The 21,736-nt window shown below is 72.8% G+C and carries 19 protein-coding genes; 12 read left to right on the top strand and 7 right to left on the bottom strand.

Translation table 11 applies throughout. The features are described from left to right. Positions 1-116: 116 nt before the first annotated feature. Both OO68_RS04175 and OO68_RS04170 read right to left on the bottom strand, forming a co-directional pair. On the bottom strand, positions 117-1,364 hold the full coding sequence (locus OO68_RS04175) for an ROK family transcriptional regulator (RefSeq protein WP_033306702.1): 1,248 nt from the start codon (positions 1,362-1,364) through the stop codon (positions 117-119). A gap of 170 nt (positions 1,365-1,534) precedes the next feature. Beyond that, positions 1,535-2,239 (bottom strand): ANTAR domain-containing protein, encoded by a 705-nt coding sequence (locus tag OO68_RS04170; protein WP_403550881.1) that lies wholly within the window; start codon positions 2,237-2,239, stop codon positions 1,535-1,537. Between the two features lie 227 nt (positions 2,240-2,466). Here OO68_RS04170 and OO68_RS04165 point away from each other — a divergent pair, with 227 nt between their 5' ends. Further along, positions 2,467-2,811: a helix-turn-helix transcriptional regulator gene (locus OO68_RS04165; RefSeq protein WP_033306701.1), complete on the top strand. Its 345-nt coding sequence runs from the start codon at positions 2,467-2,469 to the stop codon at positions 2,809-2,811. Positions 2,812-2,840: 29 nt separating this feature from the next. On the opposite strand, the gene OO68_RS04160 is transcribed toward OO68_RS04165, so the two are convergent. Beyond that, complete coding sequence (locus OO68_RS04160; RefSeq protein WP_033306700.1) at positions 2,841-4,097, bottom strand: FAD-binding protein; 1,257 nt, start codon at positions 4,095-4,097, stop codon at positions 2,841-2,843. A 171-nt stretch (positions 4,098-4,268) separates the two neighbouring features. Here OO68_RS04160 and OO68_RS04155 point away from each other — a divergent pair, with 171 nt between their 5' ends. From OO68_RS04155 to OO68_RS04145, 3 genes are all read left to right on the top strand, one after another. After that, a complete protein-coding gene (locus OO68_RS04155) occupies positions 4,269-5,276 on the top strand; it encodes a hydroxyacid dehydrogenase (RefSeq protein WP_033306699.1) in 1,008 nt (335 codons plus the stop codon). Between the two features lie 129 nt (positions 5,277-5,405). Beyond that, positions 5,406-6,728 (top strand): radical SAM protein, encoded by a 1,323-nt coding sequence (locus tag OO68_RS04150; RefSeq protein ID WP_033306698.1) that lies wholly within the window; start codon positions 5,406-5,408, stop codon positions 6,726-6,728. A gap of 233 nt (positions 6,729-6,961) precedes the next feature. Next, positions 6,962-8,455 carry a cellulose-binding domain-containing protein gene (locus OO68_RS04145; RefSeq protein ID WP_033306697.1) on the top strand — a complete coding sequence of 498 codons (1,494 nt, stop codon included), beginning with the start codon at positions 6,962-6,964 and terminating at the stop codon, positions 8,453-8,455. A 14-nt stretch (positions 8,456-8,469) separates the two neighbouring features. On the opposite strand, the gene OO68_RS04140 is transcribed toward OO68_RS04145, so the two are convergent. Beyond that, on the bottom strand, positions 8,470-8,871 hold the full coding sequence (locus OO68_RS04140) for a DUF4234 domain-containing protein (RefSeq protein ID WP_033306696.1): 402 nt from the start codon (positions 8,869-8,871) through the stop codon (positions 8,470-8,472). A 339-nt stretch (positions 8,872-9,210) separates the two neighbouring features. Here OO68_RS04140 and rsgA point away from each other — a divergent pair, with 339 nt between their 5' ends. From rsgA to OO68_RS04120, 4 genes are all read left to right on the top strand, one after another. Further along, positions 9,211-10,329, top strand: a complete 1,119-nt coding sequence (rsgA, locus tag OO68_RS04135) for a ribosome small subunit-dependent GTPase A (protein WP_033306695.1) — start codon at positions 9,211-9,213, stop codon at positions 10,327-10,329. Between the two features lie 90 nt (positions 10,330-10,419). Next, positions 10,420-10,857, top strand: a complete 438-nt coding sequence (locus OO68_RS04130) for a hypothetical protein (RefSeq protein WP_033306694.1) — start codon at positions 10,420-10,422, stop codon at positions 10,855-10,857. Between the two features lie 63 nt (positions 10,858-10,920). Continuing rightward, positions 10,921-12,330 carry a DNA-3-methyladenine glycosylase 2 family protein gene (locus tag OO68_RS04125; RefSeq protein WP_033306693.1) on the top strand — a complete coding sequence of 470 codons (1,410 nt, stop codon included), beginning with the start codon at positions 10,921-10,923 and terminating at the stop codon, positions 12,328-12,330. Further along, positions 12,330-12,824 (top strand): methylated-DNA--[protein]-cysteine S-methyltransferase, encoded by a 495-nt coding sequence (locus OO68_RS04120; protein WP_033306692.1) that lies wholly within the window; start codon positions 12,330-12,332, stop codon positions 12,822-12,824. The genes OO68_RS04125 and OO68_RS04120 overlap by 1 nt, the downstream gene beginning before the upstream one ends. A 17-nt stretch (positions 12,825-12,841) precedes the next feature. Here the strand turns inward: OO68_RS04120 and OO68_RS04115 are convergent, their stop codons facing one another. Further along, entirely contained in the window at positions 12,842-13,324 is a 483-nt protein-coding gene (locus tag OO68_RS04115; RefSeq protein WP_033306691.1) for a DUF456 domain-containing protein, read from the bottom strand. Positions 13,325-13,534: 210 nt separating this feature from the next. Between OO68_RS04115 and OO68_RS43720 the strand changes: the two genes are divergently transcribed. After that, positions 13,535-15,538 carry a protein phosphatase 2C domain-containing protein gene (locus OO68_RS43720; RefSeq protein ID WP_078625163.1) on the top strand — a complete coding sequence of 668 codons (2,004 nt, stop codon included), beginning with the start codon at positions 13,535-13,537 and terminating at the stop codon, positions 15,536-15,538. Positions 15,539-15,604: 66 nt separating this feature from the next. Then, positions 15,605-17,347 (top strand): pyruvate dehydrogenase, encoded by a 1,743-nt coding sequence (locus OO68_RS04105; protein WP_033306690.1) that lies wholly within the window; start codon positions 15,605-15,607, stop codon positions 17,345-17,347. Here the strand turns inward: OO68_RS04105 and OO68_RS04100 are convergent. Continuing rightward, positions 17,344-18,759 carry a helix-turn-helix domain-containing protein gene (locus OO68_RS04100; RefSeq protein WP_245236899.1) on the bottom strand — a complete coding sequence of 472 codons (1,416 nt, stop codon included), beginning with the start codon at positions 18,757-18,759 and terminating at the stop codon, positions 17,344-17,346. The two genes, OO68_RS04105 and OO68_RS04100, sit on opposite strands and share 4 nt — an antisense overlap. 189 nt (positions 18,760-18,948) lie before the next feature. Between OO68_RS04100 and OO68_RS04095 the strand changes: the two genes are divergently transcribed. Both OO68_RS04095 and OO68_RS04090 read left to right on the top strand, forming a co-directional pair. Further along, the gene (locus OO68_RS04095; protein WP_033306689.1) at positions 18,949-19,569 is read left to right on the top strand and encodes a hypothetical protein; all 621 of its coding nucleotides are present in this window, start codon (positions 18,949-18,951) and stop codon (positions 19,567-19,569) included. A gap of 427 nt (positions 19,570-19,996) precedes the next feature. Continuing rightward, on the top strand, positions 19,997-20,479 hold the full coding sequence (locus OO68_RS04090) for an ATP-binding protein (RefSeq protein WP_245236898.1): 483 nt from the start codon (positions 19,997-19,999) through the stop codon (positions 20,477-20,479). Between the two features lie 57 nt (positions 20,480-20,536). Here OO68_RS04090 and OO68_RS04085 read toward each other — a convergent pair whose 3' ends face one another. Continuing rightward, entirely contained in the window at positions 20,537-21,577 is a 1,041-nt protein-coding gene (locus tag OO68_RS04085; protein WP_033306688.1) for a DUF2637 domain-containing protein, read from the bottom strand. Positions 21,578-21,736: the final 159 nt, after the last annotated feature.

Here is a 21,736-nt window from a genome sequence, read left to right as displayed (position 1 = left end):
TTCGGCTAAGGCTTCGGCAAGGGGTTGGACGAAGTCTGTGCGAAGCGTTGTGTCCGGTTCGCGATTTCGAACAGGCGGGGGGTGTGGAGGAGTTGGTTCCGCCGCCGCGAAGGTCGCTACGACGGTGGGGTGGCGGTGCGGCTCCTCACGGGTGCGGTGCGTTTGCCGTTCTTCTGCCCGACGGCCTGGAGAGCGCCCTCCAGCGCGAACGTCGCCGCGCCCAGGCACACCGGGTCGGTGGGGATCGGGGAGAGGACGATCTCGGTGGCGGCCAGCGGCCGCGGCAGCGCGTGCCGGGTCACGGCCTCGCGCACTTCGTGCAGCAGCGGTTCGCCCAGGGTGCGGGCCACCCAGCTGCTCAGCACGACGATCTCGGGGTTGAACAGGTTCACCAGGTCCGCGACACCGGCGCCCAGGTAGCGGGCGGTCTCGTGGACGGCCCGGCGTGCCACCGGGTCGTCCGCCGCGACCCCGCGGGCCAGGGCGTCGATGGTCGCCGTCTGGTCGTCCGCGTGCAGCAGGGCGCTGTCGGGGCCGATCTCCCGCAGGTTCAGCATGATGCCGCGCGCGCCCACGTACGTCTCCACGCAGCCGTGGTTGCCACAGCGGCACAGGCGCCCGTCCAGCACCATCGTGGTGTGGCCCCACTCGCCGGCGCTGTTGCTGACGCCCCGGTGCAGCCCGCCGCCCAGGACGAGCCCGGCGCCCACGCCGGTCCCGAGGTTGACCACCACGGCGTTCCCGCGTCCGCGCGCCGCCCCGAACCACAGCTCGGCGACCGCGCTGGCGCGCAGCGGGTTGTCCAGGTACAGCGGGTAGGCGATGTGCTCGGTGAGCAGATCGAGGAGCGGTACGTCGTGCCAGTCCCAGTTCGGCGCGTACTCCGAGATGCCGGTCGCGCGGTCCACCTGCCCCGGCACGCTCACGCCGACCCCGAGCACCCGGGCGCCCTCGATGCCGGCCTGCATGACCACCGAGCCGACGGCGGTGGCCACATGGCCCACCACCTGCTCGGGCAGGCTCTCGCTGGGCCGGACGTCCTCCTCGGCGCGGGCCAGCACGTTCAGCCCGAGGTCGAACAGCTCGACATGGACGTACGTCTCGGCGATGTCGACGCCGATCAGGGCGCCGCCCGAGGAGTTGACCGCGACCAGGCCCCGGGGGCGCCCGCCCGCCGAGTCCTCGAAGCCGACCTCGGTGATCATGCGGAGGTCGAGCAGTTCGCCGACGAGGGTGGCGACCGTCGCGAGGCTGAGGCCCGTGGCCGCCGCCAGCTCCTGCCGGGAGGTGGGTGACTCCGCGATGATCTGGCGCAGCACCTCGTAGCGGTTCGCGGTGCGGATGTCACGTGATGTGCGCTTCACCGGGGTGCCCCATTCCTTCCCAGACCGGCCGGGCCGGGTCGACGTCGGCACCGGCGCGGCGCAAGGCTATGGGCTGCCGTGACTTTCGACAAGGGGTTTGGAAAGGGGCTTTATAAAGTGCCCGCCGGGGGAGGAGCGGGGGTGGCCGGGCATGGCCTGCTCATGATGCCTCAGGCCGGGTGCGCCGGCCCCACCGGTGTGTCGTCCGGGTCCGCCACCGGGCCGCCCGTCGGGCAGGCGGCCACCTCGCCCGGGCGGTTCGCGCCGGCGACGGCGGCGGACAGCTGCCGCTGCACCTGCTCCGGCAGGGTGCTGCCGCGTACCGTGCCCACCAGGTCCCGGGCCAGGTGGTGCAGCTTCGTGTTGGTGTTCTGGGAGGTCCTTACCAGCACGCTCCAGGCCGCCTCGGGGGTCAGGTTGAAGGAGGCCATCAGGATGCCGCGGGCCAGGTCGATGGTGGGCCGGGTCTGCATGGCGCGGCGCAGCTGGGCGACTTCGGCGCGGAGTTCCCGGCTGCTCTCCTCCGGGGGGCCGGTGCCAGGCGGGGGCGGGGGAGCGGGGCGCTCCGGGAGGGTGGAGTCGGTGAACAGCTCCCGCGTGCCGGTCAGGTCGAGAAGGCGCTCGACCGCGACGCCGCAGGAGCGGATGGTGACCGTCTTGCCCTGGTCGACCGCGCGTGTACGCAGATCGAGCAGCGCGTTGAGGCCGGAGCAGTCGCAGAACCCGACGGCGTCCAGGCACAGGTCGACGCCGCCGCCGGACAGGGTGAGCATGTCGTACAGCTCGGGCAGCAACCGCCTGCTGCCCAGGTCGAGTTCGCCCCACATGGACACGGTCATACGGTCGCCGTCCGGAACCACGTCCATGGTCGCCATGCAGGGCGGAACCGCCGCCGGCGCACTGTCGCCCGCCGTGGGTACGGCGCCCTCCTGCGTGTGAGACCGCGCAGAGTACGCAGGCTCCGGCATGGCCCTGTTCTCCCTCGCTCTTCCGCCTTGCCTCCGCTTCCAGCGTTGCCCCTCTACCCCATACACGTCAATCGATACATGAAATGGAGTACGTGTTTTTGGGTGCATGAATGTTCGGTCGTTAGAGTTGGGGCATGGATGGAGTGCCCGAGCCACACAGCGGATGGACGTTCCTCACGAACCATGCCCGCGTGCTGGCCGCCATTGCCGACGATCGCACTGCTCGAATCCGGGACATCGCCGCCCACTGCCGGCTCACCGAAAGAGCCGTGCAGAAGATCATCGCCGACCTGGAGCAGGACGGATACCTCTCCCACACCCGGGAGGGACGCAGCAACACCTACCGGATCGACCCCGGCAAGGTGCTGCGCCACCCGGCCGAGGCGGGTCTGACCGTGGCGTCACTGCTCTCCCTGCTCGTCCAGGCCGAGGCCGACCGCGCCACGGCCCCGGGCGGTCAGCCGCACGCCACGGCCTGACCTCCGGGCGGCGCGCCCCGGGGCGGCCCCTACGCCGGGGCCAGCACCTCCCGCACGAAGGCGTTGGCGAACTTCCCTTCCGGGTCCAGCTCCAGCGCCAGCCCCCGGAAGTCGCCGAGCCGGGGATACAGCCCGCGCAGGACCGGCGCGGGCACCGTGAACACCTTCCCCCAGTGCGGCCGCGCCTCGAAGGGCTCCAGTGCCTCCTCGACCCGCCGGACCACCGGCAGCACCGCCTCGCTGTCCTCGACCCACGTGAAGTGCACCGCGACGGTGTCGCGCCCGCAGGAGGGGCTCAGCCACTGGTCGTCGCCGGCGACCGTGCGCACCTCGCAAATCTGCAGGACGGGGGCCACGGTCTCCCGGATCGCGTCGAGCGCGTGCAGCATCCGCACGGCGTGCCCGCGCGGCAGCAGGTACTCCGACTGCAGCTCCGCCCCGCTGCTCGGGACGAACTCCGCCCGGAAGTGCGGCAGCCGCTGGTGCCACGGCCCCGGCACGCCGAACTGCTCGGTGCAGTTGACCGCGGGCATGCCCGGCACCGGGTGCATCTTCTCGGTGGCGGGAGCGGCCCAGGGGAAGGCGGGCAGCGGCTGGTCGGTGCGCCGCTTGAGCCACACCTGCCGGAAGCCCGGCTCCCGCCAGTCGGTGAACAGGCTGACGCTGTACCCCGTCGCCATCACCGTCTCGAACGCACCGGAGTCCAGCCCCGACAACGGCAGTTCGGTGAATACGTGCTGTTCGACCTCGAACGCCGGCTCCAGGTCCAGGGTGAGCGCGGTGACGACCCCGAGCGCACCGAGCGAGGTGACGGCGCCGCCGAACCGCTCCTCGTCCCGGCCTATCGTCACCACCGAGCCGTCGGCCGTGACCAGCTCCACCTCGCGCACGGACACCGAGAGCGGCCCGTTGAGCACCCCCGAGCCGTGGGTGCCGGTCGCGACCGACCCGGCCACCGAGATGTGCGGCAGGGACGCCATGTTGTGCAGTGCGAGTCCCTCCCCGTGCACCCGGCGGGCCAGTTCCGCGTAGCGCACACCGCCGCCGACCCGGACCGTCCGGGCCGCCGTGTCGACGTCCACCTCCTGGGGCAGGCCGGCCAGCGACAGCAGGACGCCCTCGGGGCCCGGTTCGGCGATCTCGTTGAACGAGTGCCCGCTGCCCAGCACCCGCACCCGGGCGCTGTCCCGCACCAGCGCGCGCAGCGCGGCGAGCGAGCCGGGCCGGTGCAGTTCCTTGGCCGCGTAGGTGATGTTGCCCGCCCAGTTGGTCACGGTCCCGTTCATCCACGTCGTCCTTCCCCGAGGCAGCGGGGACCGGGAAGCCCCCGCCGGAACCTACCCCGGCCCCGGTGTCCATTGCCGCCGCCGCCCGGCTCGGCCTACGGTGGGCAGGGTAGAGAGCGTTTTCTACAGCATCCGCTTCGCCCCTGTCCGCCGAGCCGGAAGGTCACCTCCTTGAGCCAGCGCCCCCAGGCACTGTTCGCCATGGCCGCCGAGAACGTGCCGCAGGTCTTCCCGCCCGAGGTGCTGGCGCGGCTGCGCGCGTCCGTGGACATCGAACCGGACCTCGTGGCCGAGGACTTCGCCGACCCGGGCGTCCTCGACACGCTGGCCCGGGCCGAGATCCTGGTGACCGGCTGGGGGTGCCCCCGGCTCGACGAGACGGTCCTCGACGCCGCTCCCCGCCTGCGGGCGGTGCTGCACTCGGCCGGATCCGTGAAGTCCTTCGCCACCCACGCCTTGCGCGAGCGCGGCATCGCCGTCTCCTCGGCGGCCGTCGCCAACGCGCTGCCGGTCGCCGAGTACACCCTCGCCATGATCCTGCTGGCCGGGAAGGACGTCCTCGCCGCCCGCGACCGGATGCGCACCACCCGCGCCTGTGCCGGCTGGGGCGTCATCCCCGGCATCGGCAACTACGGCCGCCGGGTCGGCGTCATCGGCGCCTCCCGCATCGGCCGCCGCGTCCTCGACCTGCTCCGCCCCTTCGACCTGCGGCCCGTCCTCAGTGACCCGTACGTCGACGAACGCCGGGCCGCCGCGCTCGGCGTCCCCCTGCTGCCCCTGGACGAGCTGCTGCGCACGTCCGGCATCGTCACCGTCCACGCCCCCGAGACGCCCGAGACCCACCGCATGATCGGCCGTCGCGAGCTGGGCCTGATGCCCGACGGGGCGGTGCTGATCAACACCGCGCGCGGCGCGCTGGTCGACCACGACGCCCTCGTGGCGGAGCTGCGCACCGGGCGTCTGAGCGCGATCCTCGACGTCACCGACCCGGAGCCGCTCCCCGCCGACTCGCCCCTCTACGACCTGCCCGGCGCCTTCGTCACCCCGCACCTCGCGGGCTCCCAGGGCAACGAGCTGGCCCGGCTCGGCCTGGCCGTCGCCGAGGAGGCGGAACGGCTGCTGGCCGGGGAGGAGCCGGCGCACGCGGTCGACTGGGCGGCGCTGGAACGCGAAGCCTGACCCGCGCAGCCCCCGGCCAAACCGCCGCGAAGGGGACATTCCACCGGCTCGGGGGGACCCGGTACCGGCCGCGTACACCGATGGGCATACCGTGAGGAGTCGTACGTCCGAACCGGGAGGAGAGTCGGGATGGGCAGCCGTACCGCGCTGGTCGAGGATCTGATGGAGCGGTTCCCGCACGTGCCGCGGGAGGCCGTCTTCAAGGAGGACCTGCTCCGCGGCGGCGTCGCCTTCGACCCGTCCGCGCTCAGCGACAACGAGGGCGGCGAGGTCAAGCCGAAGTCGTACTTCATCTTCTCCTTCGACCACGGCACCCTGCCCGAACTGGGCGAGGCCGCGCTGCGCCGCCCGCCGGAGGAGATCATCCTCACCGGCGGCCCCTACGACCTGCGCCGCACCGTGGTCTCGGTGCGCGTGAACCCGTCCTCGCCCTACCGCGTCGCGGCGAACGAGGACGGCGTGCTCGGCCTCTACCTCGACGGCAAGCGGATCTCCGACGTCGGCGTGCCGCCGATGCCCGAGTACTACCGGCACACCCTCGCCAGCGGTAAGTCGGTCATGGAGGTCGCCCCGACCATCCAGTGGGGCTACCTGATCTATCTGACCGTCTTCCGGGTCTGCCAGTACTTCGGCGCCAAGGAGGAGTGCCAGTACTGCGACATCAACCACAACTGGCGCCAGCACAAGGCGGCCGGGCGGCCCTACACGGGCGTGAAGGACGTCGACGAGGTCCTGGAGGCGCTGGAGATCATCAACCGGTACGACACCGCGAAGGCGTCGACCGCGTACACGCTCACCGGCGGCGCCATCACCTCCAAGCTCCAGGGCCGCGACGAGGCCGACTTCTACGGCATGTACGCCAAGGCCATCGAGGAGCACTTCCCGGGCCGCTGGATCGGCAAGGTCGTCGCGCAGGCGCTGCCCAAGGACGACGTCCAGCGCTTCAAGGACTACGGCGTGCAGATCTACCACCCCAACTACGAGGTGTGGGACCGCCGCCTGTTCGAGCTGTACTGCCCGGGCAAGGAGCGGTACGTCGGCCGCGACGAGTGGCACAAGCGCATCCTCGACTCCGCCGAGGTCTTCGGCGCCCGAAACGTCATCCCCAACTTCGTGGCCGGCGTGGAGATGGCGGCGCCCTCCGGATTCACGACCGTCGACGAGGCCATCGCGTCCACCACCGAGGGCCTGCGCTTCTTCATGTCGCACGGCATCACGCCCCGCTTCACCACCTGGTGCCCGGAGCCCACGACGCCGCTCGGCAAGGCCAACCCGCAGGGCGCGCCGCTGGAGTACCACATCCGCCTGCTCCAGGCCTACCGGCAGACCATGGAGGACTTCGGCCTCTCCTCGCCCCCCGGCTACGGCCCGCCCGGCGCCGGCAACGCGGTCTTCTCCGTCAGCTCCTTCATGGACAGCCTGCCGGCCGACGAACCGACCGCCGTCCGATAACAGTTCGATCACGTCGTCGCCCGGGACGACAGGGCATTGAGTCACAGGGCGGCCGCACCCGTATGACACTCCGAGGCCGGAGCCATGGGGGTGCGGCCGCCCTGTCCTGATATCTGAACAGGGCGCTTGTCAGTTGTGCAGGAGGCGTGAAAAGCTCTTGCACTGCCGCGAGGGTCCCCCCAACTCCAATGCCGATGTGGTGAGTTGACCTCGCCTGTCCACGCAGGAGACTCATGCCCGACCTGCCGACCCCTCAGGACGCCTCCGAGGCCGCGCTGTTCTCCGAGTGCTGGGACGCGGTCCTCGCGTACGCGGACCTGTGCACGTCCGGTTCCACGGCCGCCGCACAGCTGGGCCGCGAGGCGTTCGCACACGGCATCCGCGAGGCCCGCGCCGCCGACAGCGGCCCGGTCCGCGGCACCGGCCGCCGCCCGGCCCGGCTGCCCCGCATACCCCTGCTGCTCACCGCCGTACGCACCACCGCCGCGGCCTGGGAGGAGGAGGGGCAGGGTCACAAACTCGACCCCGACCTGCGCCTGTGGCTCAACTCGGACAAGGCCGCCCGCTACACCGGCCCGCCTTTGCAGCGCCCGCTCGCGCTGCGCGGTCTGCGCGACCTCCAGCAGGCGGACGCCGAACTGCTGTGGTTCACCGAGGTGGAGGCGCTGCCGCTGCCCCTGGTCGCCGGCCGCCTGGGCCTCGACCCGGCCGGCGCCGCCGAGGAACTCCAGCAGGTGCGCACCCTGTTCCGGGACCGCTGCCACCGCAACCACCTCGACACGCCGATGGACGCCCGGTGCCGCAGCTACGCCCGGCTGCTGGACGCCGTCACCCGCTCCTCCGCCGCCGAGACCCCGGGCGACCTCTCCCGGCACCTGGCCACCTGCGTGCAGTGCGCCGAGGCCGCCGCCTGCCTGCGCCTGCACGGCGGATCCCTGCCCGGCGCGCTGGCCGGCGGCGTGATCGGCTGGGGCGGCCTCGCCTACCTGGAGCGCCGCCGCCGGGCCGCCGAGGTACGGCTCGGTGCCGGCCGGCCCGGCTCCGCGGACAAGGCGGCCGGGGCACCGGAGGACGGGGAGCAGAAGGCGCGCGTCGCCCGCAACAGCCTCCTCGTCGCCGCGGTCCTGGTCTCCGTGCTGGCCCTCGGCGTCTCACTGATGCCCTTCGGAGGCGGAAGCGACGAGCTCGGCGCGCCCGGTGGCACCGACCGCCAGCCGGTGGCCGACCCCGCGCCGCCCCTTCCGTCCGCCCCCTCCCTGCCGCCCGCGACCTCGAAGCCGGCCGAACGGACCACCCAGGGCACGAAGAAGCCGGAGAAGTCCGGCAAGCCGGAGGGCAAGAACCGCCACACCGAACCGCAGGGCACCTCCTCGCCCACCGCCCGGACCGAACCCGGCGAGAGTGCGGACCCCGTCTGCCGGGTCGAGTACGACCTGGTCAACCAGTGGCCCGACGGTTTCCAGGCCACCGTCACCGTGACCAGCACCGAGTCCCTCGATTCCTGGCGGGTCGCCTGGTCCTTCCGGGACGGCCAGCGGGTCGGCCAGATCTGGGACGCCTCGGTCTCCCAGGACGGCTCCCGCGTCACCGCCACCGCCGCCGACTACAACAAGTCGGTCCCCGCGGGCGGCGACCTGGCCTTCGGCTTCATCTCCTCCTGGCGGGGCAAGAACTCACCGCCGTACGACTTCGAGCTGAACGGCCACGCCTGCGCGAAGAGCGGCTGACGAACCGCCCGGCGTCAGGCTGCGAGTGGCACCTGCTCGCCCTCTTCCGCGCCCTGGTACCGGTCCCAGATCTGGTTCAGCTCATGCTGGTAGTAGAGCGGGAACAGAACGACCACGATGAAGAGGATGAGGCCGATCCAGGGATTGCAGCTCCGCTGCATCCCGGCCGACTGCTGCATCCGGGCCACCCGCAGACCGGTGTTGTAGACCGACACGAAGGGCGGGACGATCACCAGCCAGCCGACGGTGATGGCAAGCACCGCCATGGCCGGGTTGACCTCGATCCGTGAGTCGAAGTCCCGGGCCTCACGGTTCACTTTGTAGTACCAGACCAGGTGGTAGATGCCCAGGGTGATCAGCGGCCAGATCAGCCACACGAGAATGATGTTGCGGGTCTTGCCCGCGCGACCTGACATGCTGCACCTCCCGTGATTCCAGTGCACCACGTCCGGCCACCACGTGCGCGTCGTGCGCAGGGACGGAGAAGGCCTTCCCGGCGGGCCCCGCCAGGGCGGGGTTAATTCCGTGGCGCCCGGGGGGCGTGCCCCTCTATGGTGGGGGCGAATCGCGCGGCGGCCCGTTGCTGCCGCCGTCGGCTGTGTGACGAGCAGGAGGTGTGATCGATGGCTGTCTCTGAGATGGGCGCTGCCCGCATCCGGAAGTTCATCAAGTCCACCTCCGTGGCCTCCGGCTGACCTCTTACCCTCAGCGCCTTCGAGCGCGGTGCCGGGGCCACCCCTGTGAAGGGTCACCCCTTGTCTTTCTCTTCTCTCCCGGGTTCGTCCTCGTCCACCTCGCATCCGCTCCAGCCGTACGGCTGGGACGCGGGCTGGGCGGCCGAGTTCGCCCCGTACGAGGCCGAAGGCCTGCTGGCCGGCCGGGTCGTCCGGGTCGACCGCGGGCAGTGCGACGTCGTCACCGCCGACGGGCCGCTGCGCGCCGACACCGCGTTCGTCACTCCGCACGACCCCCTGCGCGTCGTCTGCACCGGCGACTGGGTCGCCGTCGAACCCGGCGGCAACCCGCGCTACGTCCGCACCTACCTGCCGCGGCGCACCGCCTTCGTCCGCTCCACCTCCTCCCAGCGGTCCGAGGGGCAGATCCTCGCCGCCAACGTCGACCACGCCGTCATCGCCGTGTCCCTCGCGGTCGAGCTGGACCTCGGCCGCATCGAGCGCTTCCTCGCGCTCGCCTGGGAATCCGGGGCCCAGCCCGTCGTCGTCCTCACCAAGGCCGACCTCGTACCGGACCCCGTGACCCTGTCGTACCTCGTCCAGGACGTGGAGACGAGTGCGCCCGGCGTGGCGGTCGTGCCCGTCAGCTCCCTCGGCGGGGAAGGGCTCGACACCCTCGCCGCGATCGTCGGCGGGGGGACGTCCGTGCTGCTCGGCCAGTCCGGCGCGGGCAAGTCGACCCTCGCCAACGCGCTGCTCGGGGAGGACGTCATGGACGTCCGGGCCACCCGGGACGTCGACGGCAAGGGCCGCCACACCACGACCACCCGCAACCTGCTCGCCCTGCCGGGCGGCGGGGTCCTGATCGACACCCCCGGCCTGCGCGGGGTCGGCCTGTGGGACGCGGAGACCGGCGTCGGTCAGGTGTTCTCCGAGATCGCCGAGCTGGCCGAGCGCTGCCGCTTCCACGACTGCGCCCACGAGGCCGAGCCGGGATGCGCCGTTCTGGCCGCCGTCGACACCGGTGAGCTGCCGGAGCGGCGGTTGCAGAGCTACCGCAAGCTCCAGCGCGAGAACCAGCGCATCGTCGCCAAGACCGACGCCCGGCTCCGGGCCGAGATCCGGAGGGACTGGAAGCGGAAGGGGGCGATGGGCAAGGCCGCGATGGAGGCCAAGCGGGGAGCACACTGGCGTTCGTAGCCACGTCATGACCGGCCGGTTATGATCAACGGCCCCCGAAGGGGGGCCACGTGTTCGAACCGACACGTGTTCGGATTGAGGGGGAACGACATGCGTGTCAGGGCTCTGGGTGCGGTCGCCGCCGCGGTGGGTGTTCTCGCGCTCACCGCGGCGCCCGTCGGCGCCGCGCAGAACTGGCAGACGGTGAGCACCAACTCCACCTGGCACTGCAGTGCCTACAAGACCCACAAGGTGTCGGACAACGTCAAGTTCAAGGTCTGCGCCGTGGTCAACGGCAGCAGGTACGCCCAGGCCGTCCTGGTCGTGCAGAACGCGGCGAGCGTGGCGGTGTCCATCGGTGGCGCGGTGAGCAGCAACTTCGGCAGCAACGTCGACTGCGCGAGCTCCACGCTCAACCCCGGCTTCACCCGCGGCTGCCTCGCCCCGACCAAGTACGTCGGCAACGAGTCGATCTTCACGGTGGCCGCCCGGCTGCGGCTCAACGGGGTCGACGACTGGTACTACGACACCGAGTTCTACGCCCCCTAGGTCCATCGTCATGTCCGATTTCCGCCAGCGGCTTCCCGGCCCACGGCGGAGACTGGACGGGTGATGGACCAGGGAACGGACGAAGACACCAGGTACGAGGCCGTACGCGGCCGCGACGCCCGTTTCGACGGCGTGTTCTTCTTCGCCGTCGAGACGACCGGCATCTACTGCCGGCCGAGCTGCCCCGCTGTCACCCCGAAGCGGGCCAACGTACGGTTCTTCGCCACGGCCGCCGCCGCGCAGGGCTCGGGTTTCCGGGCCTGCCGGCGGTGCCGCCCGGACGCCGTGCCCGGCTCCGCCGAGTGGAACGTCCGTGCGGACGTGGTGGGCCGGGCCGTGCGGCTGATCGCCGACGGCGTGGTCGACCGGGAAGGCGTCGCCGGGCTCGCCGGACGCCTCGGCTACAGCGCACGGCAGGTGCAGCGGCAGCTCACCGCCGAACTCGGCGCCGGGCCGGTCGCCCTCGCCCGGGCCCAGCGGGCCCACACCGCACGCGTCCTGGTGCAGACCACAGAGCTGCCGATCACCGAGATCGCGTTCGCGTCGGGCTTCGCCAGCGTGCGGCAGTTCAACGACACGATCCGGGCCGTGTACGCGTCGACCCCGAGCGAGCTGCGCGCCGCCGCGCCGAAGGCCGGCCGGGGCCGCCGCGCGGCCACCCCCGACGCCGGCATCCCGCTCCGGCTCGCCCACCGCGGCCCCTACCAGGCCGGACCCGTCTTCGACCTGCTGGCGCGCGAGGCCGTACCCGGCATCGAGGACGTGAGCGGCCCGCCCGGCACCCGCACCTACCGGCGCACCCTCCGCCTCCCGTACGGCACCGGCATCGTCGCCGTCGACGAACGCCCGGGCACCGCCCGGACCGGCTCCGGCGCCCACCCGGGCGGCTGGCTCGACGCCCGGCTGCACCTCACCGACCCGCGCGACCTCACCACCGCAGTCCAGCGGCTGCGGCGGCTGTTCGACCTCGACGCCGATCCCTACGCCGTCGACGAACGCCTCGCCGCCGACCCGCGGCTCGCACCCCTGGTCCGCGCCCGGCCCGGGCTGCGTTCACCGGGCACCGCCGACCCGCAGGAACTCGCGGTGCGCGCGCTGACCGGCCGCACGGAGGCGGAACGGCTCGTACGCCGCTACGGCAAGGCCCTCGACACCCCCTGCGGCAGCCTCACCCACCTCTTTCCCGAGCCGGCCGTCCTCGCCGGGGCCGAACCCGGCGGCACCCTCGGCGCGCTCACCGCCGCCCTCGCCGACCACGCCGTACGGCTCGATCCGGGAGCCGACCGCGACGACGCGCAGGACGCCCTGCGTGCCGTGCCCGGACTGGACGCCCGTACGGTGGCCGAGATCCGCACCCGCGCCCTCGGCGACCCGGACGTGGCGCCGCCCGGCCATGACGTCCCCGACCACTGGCGCCCCTGGCGCTCGTACGCCGTGAACCACCTGCGCGCAGCAGGGGAGTGGGAGTTGTGATGACCGACCCGACCTACTGGACGAGTGTGACCGGCCCGCTCGGGCCGCTGCTCCTCACGGCCGCCCCGACCGGCGAGCTGACCTCCCTGTCCGTGCCCGGCCAGAAGGGCGGACGCGAGGTGCGGGACGACTGGCGGCGCGACCCCGGGCCCTTCCGGGAGGCCGAGGAGCAGCTCGCCGCCTACTTCGCCGGTGAACTGAAGGAGTTCCGGCTGGCCTGGCGGACCGAGGGCACCGCCTTCCGCGAGAGGGTCTGGGCCGCGCTGGACGACATCCCCTACGGCTCGACCGCGACCTACGGCGAGATCGCCGCGCGCATCGGGGCGCCCCGGGCGGCGGTGCGGGCCGTCGGCGGTGCGATCGGCGCGAATCCCCTGCTCGTGGTCCGCCCCTGCCACCGGGTGATCGGGGCGGACGGCACGCTGACCGGCTACGCGGGGGGTCTGGACCGCAAGGTGCGGCTGCTGACGCACGAGGGTGTGCTGCCCGCGTAGGACACGGCCCGGCGGGCTCAGCCCCAGAAGACGGCGCCCACCCAGGCCGCCGCGATCAGCTGGCAGGTGAACAGTTCGGCCAGGATGCCGGAGCCGCCCGCGCGCATGACCGTGCGCAGGGCGGCGACCGCGTCCGCGTGACGGCCGAGACGGACCCGTTCGAAGAGGTAGACCCCGGCCAGGAATCCCGGGATCGCACCCAGGACGGGGACCAGGACGAATCCGAGCAGGGAACCGGCTCCGGCGCAGGCCAGCATGCGGCGGGTGGTGGCGTTCATGCGCAGTCGCCGGGGCGGCAACGACCAGCGGACGGCCTGGGAGACGAGCAGCAGCACCGTGGCCCCGACCAGCACCCACCAGGCGACGGGCTGCGGATCCTTCAGCGCCCACCACATGACCGCGGCCCACACCAGCAACGACCCGGGCATCGCGGGCAGCAGCACTCCGCACAGCCCGAGCAGGATGACCAGCCCGACCAGCAGGAGGTCCCACACTCCCATCTGACCAGCCTGCCGGAACACGCGAGAACGCGCAGGTCAGAAGCGTGTCAGGAGACCGGACCCGCAGGTCAGCCGCCCGCCGCCGGGCGGGCCCGCGTTTTCGCATGACCGTTCTACGGCTCACTCGACGTGCCGTTCACCCTCCCGCGACGGGCCGGTTTTTTCCACAAGCCCCGTTTTCATCCCGCTCGTGCGGTGGACAATCAGGGCATGAGTCAGCAGGGGGGAAGGCCCACCGGTCACGAGGACGACTGGTGGAGGGAGTTGTACGACGACTCCACCGACGACACGGGCCCCACACCGGCACGCGATTCCCTCGACGACCGGTTCGCGTCGGCGTCGGGAGCCGTGGGAGACGCCGTGCGAGACGGGGCGGAGGAGCGGATCCGGCCCCAGGACCGGTCGGCAGCACGGCCCTTCGGCGCGGAGTCGACCGTTCCGGCGCCCCGGACGGGAGCCGACGACGTACCGGACACGCCCCGCCCGAACGCCCGGCCCCCGCAGCGCGCCCCCTGGGAGCCGCCCCCGGCCCGGCCCCCCGGCCCCACGAGTTTCCCGACGGCGGCGAAACCCCCGGCACACACCGGGCAGCCACCCGGCCAGGCCCCCCTGGAAGGCCGCCCGGACGACACAGCCCCGCCGACCGGCCCCCGCACGCCTCCGGCCACGAGCCCGCCCCAGGCCGACCCCGGCAGGGCTTCGGGCCCGGGGACGGGTGGTGGGCCCACGCCCTCAGCGGGCCCGCCTGGGCCCCCGCCCTCAGCCGACCCTCCTGCGTCCTCGGACGCGAGCCGTCTCGCGGCCGACGGTGGCAGGGCCGCGGGTGAGTGGCCTGGTGACGTGCCCCCGCCCTCAGCCGGCCCTCGTACGCCCCCGGAGAACCCCGGGCAGCTCCCCGCGCCGGGCGTCTCCGGCTCGCGCCCGGCTCCGGTTCCCCCGCCCCCCGCTGCCCCTCCGGCCTGGCCGGCCGCGACTGCGGACCCGCCCGGCCGTCCCGCGCCTCCGGCTCCTGCCACCGAGCCCGGCGGGACCGCGTCGCCCGCCACCGGCTTCGGGGAGGCCCCGGCCGACCGGCCACCCGTGCCGCCGCGCCCCGCCGCACCGCCCGCACCGCCCGCACCCCCGGCCGACCAGCCGCCGCCCGTGCCTCCCGGACCCGGCATCGAGCCGTCCGACCCGGCCGGTCAGACGCCCGAGCCGCCGGACCCGCCCGTCGCCGACCGGATCGAGCGCCCCGCGCCCACCCCCCGGGCCCGTGGTCACGTCGGCACCCGGCCGCCCACCTACGACGCCGAACCCACCGCCCTCCCGGCCGCCGATCCGGACGATCTCGACGACCTCGTGGCGGACACCGTGCTGGACGGGGCCCGGTACGGGGCCTGCACGCTGCGGGCCGTTTCCGTGCGGGGGGACTCCGCGCGGTACCGGGGCGAGCCCCGCCGGGACGCGCTGCTCACCGCCCGGTTCGGCACGGGGGAGCACGCGCTGCTGCTCGTGGCGATGGCGACCGGGGCCCGGGCCACGCCGGGCGCGCACCGGGCCGCCGCCGAGGCCTGTCACTGGATCGGGCGGGCCGTCGGCCGCAGCCACGCACGGCTCGTCGAGGACATAAGGGACGGCCGCCGCGGCGACCTGAAGTCCGGGCTGCACCGCCTCACCGACCGCAGCCTCGGCAAGCTCCGGGCCAGCGCCTCCGAGCAGGGCGTCGACCCGGGCGAGTACGCGGCCAGCCTGCGCTGCCTGCTGCTGTCGGCCGACCCCGGGTGCCGTACGCGGGTGTTCTTCGGAGTCGGGCCGGGCGGGCTGTTCCGGCTGCGGGAGGGCGAGTGGCAGGACATCGAGCCGCAGGTCTCCGAGGCCAAGGGCGAACCGGTCCTGGGCTTCGGCTCGCCGCCCTCCGAGACGCCCGAGGGCGACCGGCTCACCATGGACCTGGGCATCCCGACCCCGCCCAGCCCGTACGAACCGGCCCCGGAGCCGCCCCGCGAGCCCTTCCGCTTCCGGACCTCCGTCGCCCGCCCGGGTGACACGCTCCTGATGTGCAGCGGCGGCCTCGCCGAGCCCCTGCGCGGCGAGCCCGAACTGGGCGAGTACCTTGCCGAACGGTGGTCCCGCCCCGACCCGCCCGGCCTCGCCGCGTTCCTCGCCGACTCCCAAGTACGGGTCAAGGGTTATGCGGACGACCGTACGGCCGCCGCGGTGTGGGAGGCGTGAGCGCTGCCCGTGTGACTTGATGGAACCCGGAGGGATCCCAGGAGACCGAAGGGGCAGACGAGAACCATGGCCAAACAGAACGTCGCGGAACAGTTCGTCGACATCCTGACCCGCGCCGGAGTCAAACGCCTCTACGGCGTCGTCGGCGACAGCCTCAACCCCGTCGTCGACGCCGTCCGCCGCAACTCCGCCATCGACTGGATCCACGTCCGGCACGAGGAGACCGCCGCCTTCGCCGCCAGCGCCGAGGCGCAGATCACCGGCGGGCTCGCAGCCTGCGCCGGCTCCTGCGGCCCCGGCAACCTCCACCTCATCAACGGCCTCTACGACGCCCACCGCTCCATGGCCCCGGTCCTCGCCCTCGCCTCGCACATCCCGTCCAGCGAGATCGGCCTCGGCTACTTCCAGGAGACCCACCCCGACCGGCTGTTCGCCGAGTGCAGCCACTACAGCGAGATGATCTCCAGCCCGCAGCAGATGCCGCGGCTGCTCCAGACCGCCATCCAGAACGCCGTCGGCCGCAGCGGCGTCAGCGTCGTCACCCTGCCCGGCGACATCGCCGACCTGCCCGCCCCGGAGAAGGCCGCCGAGACCGCCCTCGTCACCTCCCGGCCCTCGGTCCGCCCCGGTGACGCCGAGATCGACCGGCTCGTCGAGATGATCGACGAGGCCGGCAAGGTCACCCTCTTCTGCGGCAGCGGCACGGCCGGTGCGCACGCCGAGGTCATGGAGTTCGCCGGGAAGATCAAGTCCCCGGTCGGGCACGCCCTGCGCGGCAAGGAATGGATCCAGTACGACAACCCGTACGACGTCGGCATGAGCGGACTGCTCGGCTACGGTGCCGCCTACGAGGCCACCCACGAGTGCGACCTGCTGATCCTGCTCGGCACCGACTTCCCCTACAACGCCTTCCTCCCGGACGACGTCAAGATCGCCCAGGTCGACGTCCGGCCCGAACACCTCGGCCGCCGCTCGAAACTGGACCTCGCGGTGTGGGGCGACGTACGGGAGACGCTGCGCTGCCTGATCCCGCGGGTGAAGGAGAAGAAGAACCGCCGCTTCCTCGACCGGATGCTGAAGAAGCACGCCGACGCGCTGGAAGGGGTCGTGAAGGCGTACACGCGCAAGGTCGAGAAGCACACGCCGATCCACCCGGAGTACGTGGCGTCCGTGCTCGACGAAGTGGCCGCCGATGACGCCGTGTTCACGGTCGACACCGGCATGTGCAACGTCTGGGCAGCCCGCTACATCTCACCCAACGGCCGTCGCCGCGTCATCGGTTCCTTCTCCCACGGCTCGATGGCGAACGCCCTGCCGATGGCGATCGGCGCCCAGTTCACCGACCGCAAGCGGCAGGTCGTGTCGATGTCCGGCGACGGCGGCTTCTCCATGCTGATGGGCGACTTCCTGACGCTGGTGCAGTACGACCTCCCCGTGAAGGTCGTCCTGTTCAACAACTCCTCATTGGGCATGGTCGAGTTGGAGATGCTGGTGGCCGGTCTCCCGTCGTACGGCACCGCCAACAAGAACCCCGACTTCGCCGCCGTCGCCCGCGCCTGTGGTGCGTACGGGGTGCGCGTCGAGAAGCCCAAGGACCTCGCCGGAGCCCTCAAGGACGCCTTCAAGCACAAGGGACCGGCCCTCGTCGACGTCGTCACCGACCCCAACGCGCTGTCCATCCCGCCCAAGATCAAGGCCGAGATGGTGACCGGCTTCGCCCTGTCGGCCTCGAAGATCGTGCTGGACGGCGGGGTCGGCCGGATGCTGCAGATGGCCCGCTCCAACCTGCGCAACGTGCCCCGGTTCTAGCTGTAGGGCGCCCACTGACGCGCGGAGGTGTCGTACGTGTAGCGGGGCAGGCCCTTGATGCCGCTGGTCCGGAACGGGCGGCCCGCGTCGTCGATCCGGACCGTGCCCGTGCGGCCCTGGGAGGACCAGTCCAGCTCCAGGTACCAGCGGCAGTCGCACCCTTGCGTCCTGGCGTTGACCAGCAGCACCTCGGGGTCGCGCGCGGAGACCTTGTAGGGCAGTCGCACCGCCGGGATCGGCGTGCCCGCGTCGCTCCCGGCGACCGCGCGGGCGATGGGGCGGTCCTTGTCCAGGTTCACGTCGAAGGAGCGCGGGGTGATCGAACCGCCGCAGCCCTGGTCCATGGCATACGCGTTGCCCTGCGCGGGCGCCGAGCGCCCCACCACGCGCACGCGCAGCGCCTCCAGCACCACCGCCGTGTCGGTCCGCCCCTGCACGGACAGCCGCACGAGCGTCTCGCCGCCGTGCACCGCGTTGTGCGCGGCGGCCCAGACGCCGGCGTCCTGCGGGACCGGCGGCGGTGCCACCTGCCCGGGCGGCCGGGCGACGACGTAATCGTGACCGCAGCCGAGCTTCCAGGCCTGGGAGTTGGCCGACCAGGTGAGGGGGACGGCGGGGTCGGCCGCGCCGGCGGGCGGGGTGGTGCGGTCCGACGGGGAAGGGGACGGCTTCTTCTTCGGAGTGGCTGAGGGCGAGGGCGGCTTGGTGGTGGGGGAGGAGCTGCCGCGCGGGGTGGGGGACGCGCTCTCGCGGTCCGGGGCTTTCGACCTCGCCGTACCGGACGGGGCCGGGCCTGACGACGGGGCGCGACCGTCGGCGGACGCGCGCCGCCCGTCCGGCAGGGCGGCGAGGCTCCCGAGGACCGCGAGCACGGCGCAGACGGCTGCCAGCCCGACCGCGACGCGCCCGCGGCGATACCAGGGGCGGCGGGGGAGGGGGTCCGCTTCCGCGGGGCTGTCGACAGGGCCGTCCACCTTGTCGGTGCCGGTGCCGGTGCCGGTGTCCACCGCCATCGTGGTGGCGTCCGTATCCGTTTCCGTGTCCGCCGCGGAGGTGTCCGTTTCCGTGTCCGCCTGCGCCGTGGCGGCAGGGCTCGCCGTGCGGGGGCGTTGTCGCGCCGCCACCGCCAGGAGCCAGCGGCGGTGGAGCTCCAGACGCTCCCCCGGGGTCGCCCCGCACAGCGCGGCGAAGCGTTCCACGGGCGCGAAGTCGAGCGGGACCGCCTCGCCCGCGCAATAGCGGTGCAGGGTCGAGGTGTTCATGGCCAGACGCCGGGCCAGGGAACCGTAACTGCGGTCCGTGCGCTCCTTCAGCCCCCGCAGCAGCGCCGCGAACTCCCCGACCTCGTCGACGTCGTCCTGTGCCGACACCGTTCCCCCGTCCTCGTGCTCGGTCCCGGCCCGGAACGGCATCCCAGGCACCCCATGTACCTGCACGTCAGACGGGCTGGGATGGTTCCACCGTGCCGGATCGGATGCGGGCTGTTGCGTCCGCCCGGTGTGACCGCTGATGCTTCTGGTGTCGCACCGAGCAGGTCCGGGCCGACCAGCCGGCCTCGCCGCGGCATCCACGTCCACGCATTCATCCACGGGGGATCACCCATGTCCATGCGCATCCGTACGAGCGCTCTCACCGCACTCGCCGTCGCCGCCCTCGCGGCGGGCTCCGTCGTCACGGCACCGGCCGCCGGCGCCGCGCCGAAGGCCGCCGCGCCCACGTTCCTGTCGGCGTCCCAGCTGCCGCCGCACCCGACCTCCGCCTGGACGGCCGGCCCGGTCGCCGAAGGATTCCCGGACGGACTCGGCTGCGTGGACACGGAGGGCGTGCTCTCCTACGACTACCGGCACCGGGAGTTCCGGACCGACCTGGACACCAGCGCCGTGCAGCTGACCGTCGTGGCGGACACAGCCACCCTGGCCAAGGCCCTGGCGAAGCACTACGACGACCTGATCCGCACCTGCGCCGAGCGGATCGAGCGGAACGACCCGGACGTCAGGGCCGAGGGCCGGGACTACGGTTCCCTGCCGGTCGAGGAGGGCGCCCGCGTCCGCGGCCTGCACACCGAGACCTCCTGGGGTGCCTCGGACATCTCGCTGCTGTCCGTCGGACGGGACGGCAGGACCGTCACCGTCGTGTCGTGGGGCCAGATGGGCGACTTCGGGGACGCCCCCGTCGGCGCCTTCAAGAAGACGACGACCACCGCCGTCAACAAGCTGTACTGACGGCACTCCGCCGGAAGACCGGGGCCGTCCTCCCGCCACGGGGGTGGGGGAGGACGGCCCCGTACCCGTCCCGGCGCCCGTCAGGACCGTCGCACTTCGGCCAACTTCACCGCAACACCGCGGACTCCCGCCCGCCGCCACGGCCCTTCCCCGCGTACGCACGGATCGGCAGCCGGCCGTCGGTCCATCGTCCGATCTCCGGCGGTCAGGATCCGTCCGGGGACGATGACCGGCTACCCTCTTGTCCCCCTCCCCTCCATCGCAGTACCGCTCGGCGGCCCGCCGCCCGGGCCGCCCGCGCCGTTCCGGTGGCCGAACACCCGGTCGTCGACGATCCGGCATGACTGCCGCGTTCGCGATGGGGCATGGATCCCCGTGAACGTGTTCGAGCAGGAGGGGAACCGACATCGGCGCGCGGGCGGGGGTCATGGAGAGGCAGGCACGACGAGGCGGTCCCATAGCGATCGGGGGCTTCTCGGCGAAGACGGTGGAGGACGGGACCGACGACGTCACGGAGCGGGAACCGGCACCGCAGTTGCGGCGCAGACTGGGTCGGGCGGACCTGCGGGCCGTCCCGGAAGCCCGCAGGGCCCTGCGGGAACTGCTGGGACAGTGGGGGAAGCAGGGGCAGTCGGACGTGGCGGAACTGCTCACCAGCGAGCTCGTCACCAACGCGATCGTCCACACCGACCACGACGCGCTCCTCACGGCCACCGTCGGGCCCCGCGGACTGCGGGTGGAGGTACGGGACTTCGTGGCCCGCAGGCCCCGGCTGCGCGTACCGGTCGCCGACGACGGTACGAACGGCAGGGGCCTGTTCCTCGTGCAGTCCCTCGCGGACGCCTGGGGGGTCCGGCCGCACGGCGTGGGCAAGGCCGTCTGGTTCGAGCTGGAGGCCGGGGCGGCGTGAACGCCGAAGGGGCGCGGCCCGCAGGCCACGCCCCCTCGTCGCGTCGATGCGGCCGGGCTAACCGAACTGCTGCTCCAGGTCCTTGAGCTTGCGCTCCAGGGAGTCCAGACGCGGCAGCGCCATGGTGTCGTCCTCCGCGGTGAGGTCGACGGTCACCGGGTCAGCTCCTTTGCGTACCGGCTGAAGGGAGGGACGCGAGCGCACGGGCAGGGGCTCCGGCGCGGATATGGCAGGCTCCGCGGTGACCTGTGAGGAGCCTCGCTCCACCTGCACCTCCAGCTCCCGTCCGGCACCCCGGCCGAAGTGACCGCGGTGACCGCGGCTGATCGCCTTCAGCTGGGCCCGCTCCACACGCTGCTGGTCGCGCCGCCGCTGCCGGGCCTCTTCCTTCTTGCGCTTGTCGTCGCGCACCTCGTCGACGGCCTCGTCCAGGCTGCGCACACCCTCCAGGAGCATCAGCGACCAGGCGCGGTAGGTCTCCCGGGGGGCCCGCAGCCAGCGCACCATACGGATCTGCGGCAGCGGGCGGGGCACCAGGCCCTGCTCCCGCAGCGCGGCCCGGCGGGTCTGCTTCAGCGCGCGGTCGAAGAGCACCGCCGCCGACAGGGACATGCCCGCGAAGAAGTGGGGGGCACCGGCGTGGCCGACGCCCCGGGGCGCGTGCACCCAGTTGAACCAGGCCGCGGCGAAGGCGAACGTCCAGACCAGTATCCGGGAGCCGAGCGCGGCGTCACCGTGGCTGGCCTCGCGCACCGCGAGGACGGAGCAGAACATCGCCGCGCCGTCCAGGCCGAACGGGACGAGGTACTGCCAGCCGCCGGACAGTCCCAGGTTCTGCTCGCCGAAGCCGACCAGGCCGTGGAAGGAGAGCAGGGCGGCGACGGCCGCACAGCAGAAGAGGAGGAGGTAGGAGAGGGTGCCGTAGACGGCTTCCTTGCGTCTGCGGCGTTCCTCGCTGCGCTCCCAGGAGTCGTCCGCGCTCGTGTCCTTGACCGAGGAGCGCTTGCCGCGCGCGAGCACCGCCACCGCCGCCAGCATGCCCAGGAGAAGCACGGCGCCCGGAAGCAGCCAGTTCAGCGATATGTCGGTCAGTCTCATCTGGGTGGTCCCTTGCATTGGGATAGGGCGTAACGCCCGCCATAGTGGCCCAATCCCATCGGCCCTCAGGGGGTTTCGGGGCAAGAGGCCGCCAAGGAAGTGCAAGGGATTGTTCAGGGCGGCGTTCTGCTCGAACTGCCGCTTGAGGGGCGGGAGTTG

This window comes from Streptomyces iakyrus (genome assembly GCF_000717055.1).
Taxonomy (GTDB): Bacteria; Actinomycetota; Actinomycetes; order Streptomycetales; family Streptomycetaceae; genus Streptomyces; species Streptomyces iakyrus.
Note: the sequence above shows the minus strand (reverse complement) of the source record. Positions and strands in the feature narration are given on the sequence as shown.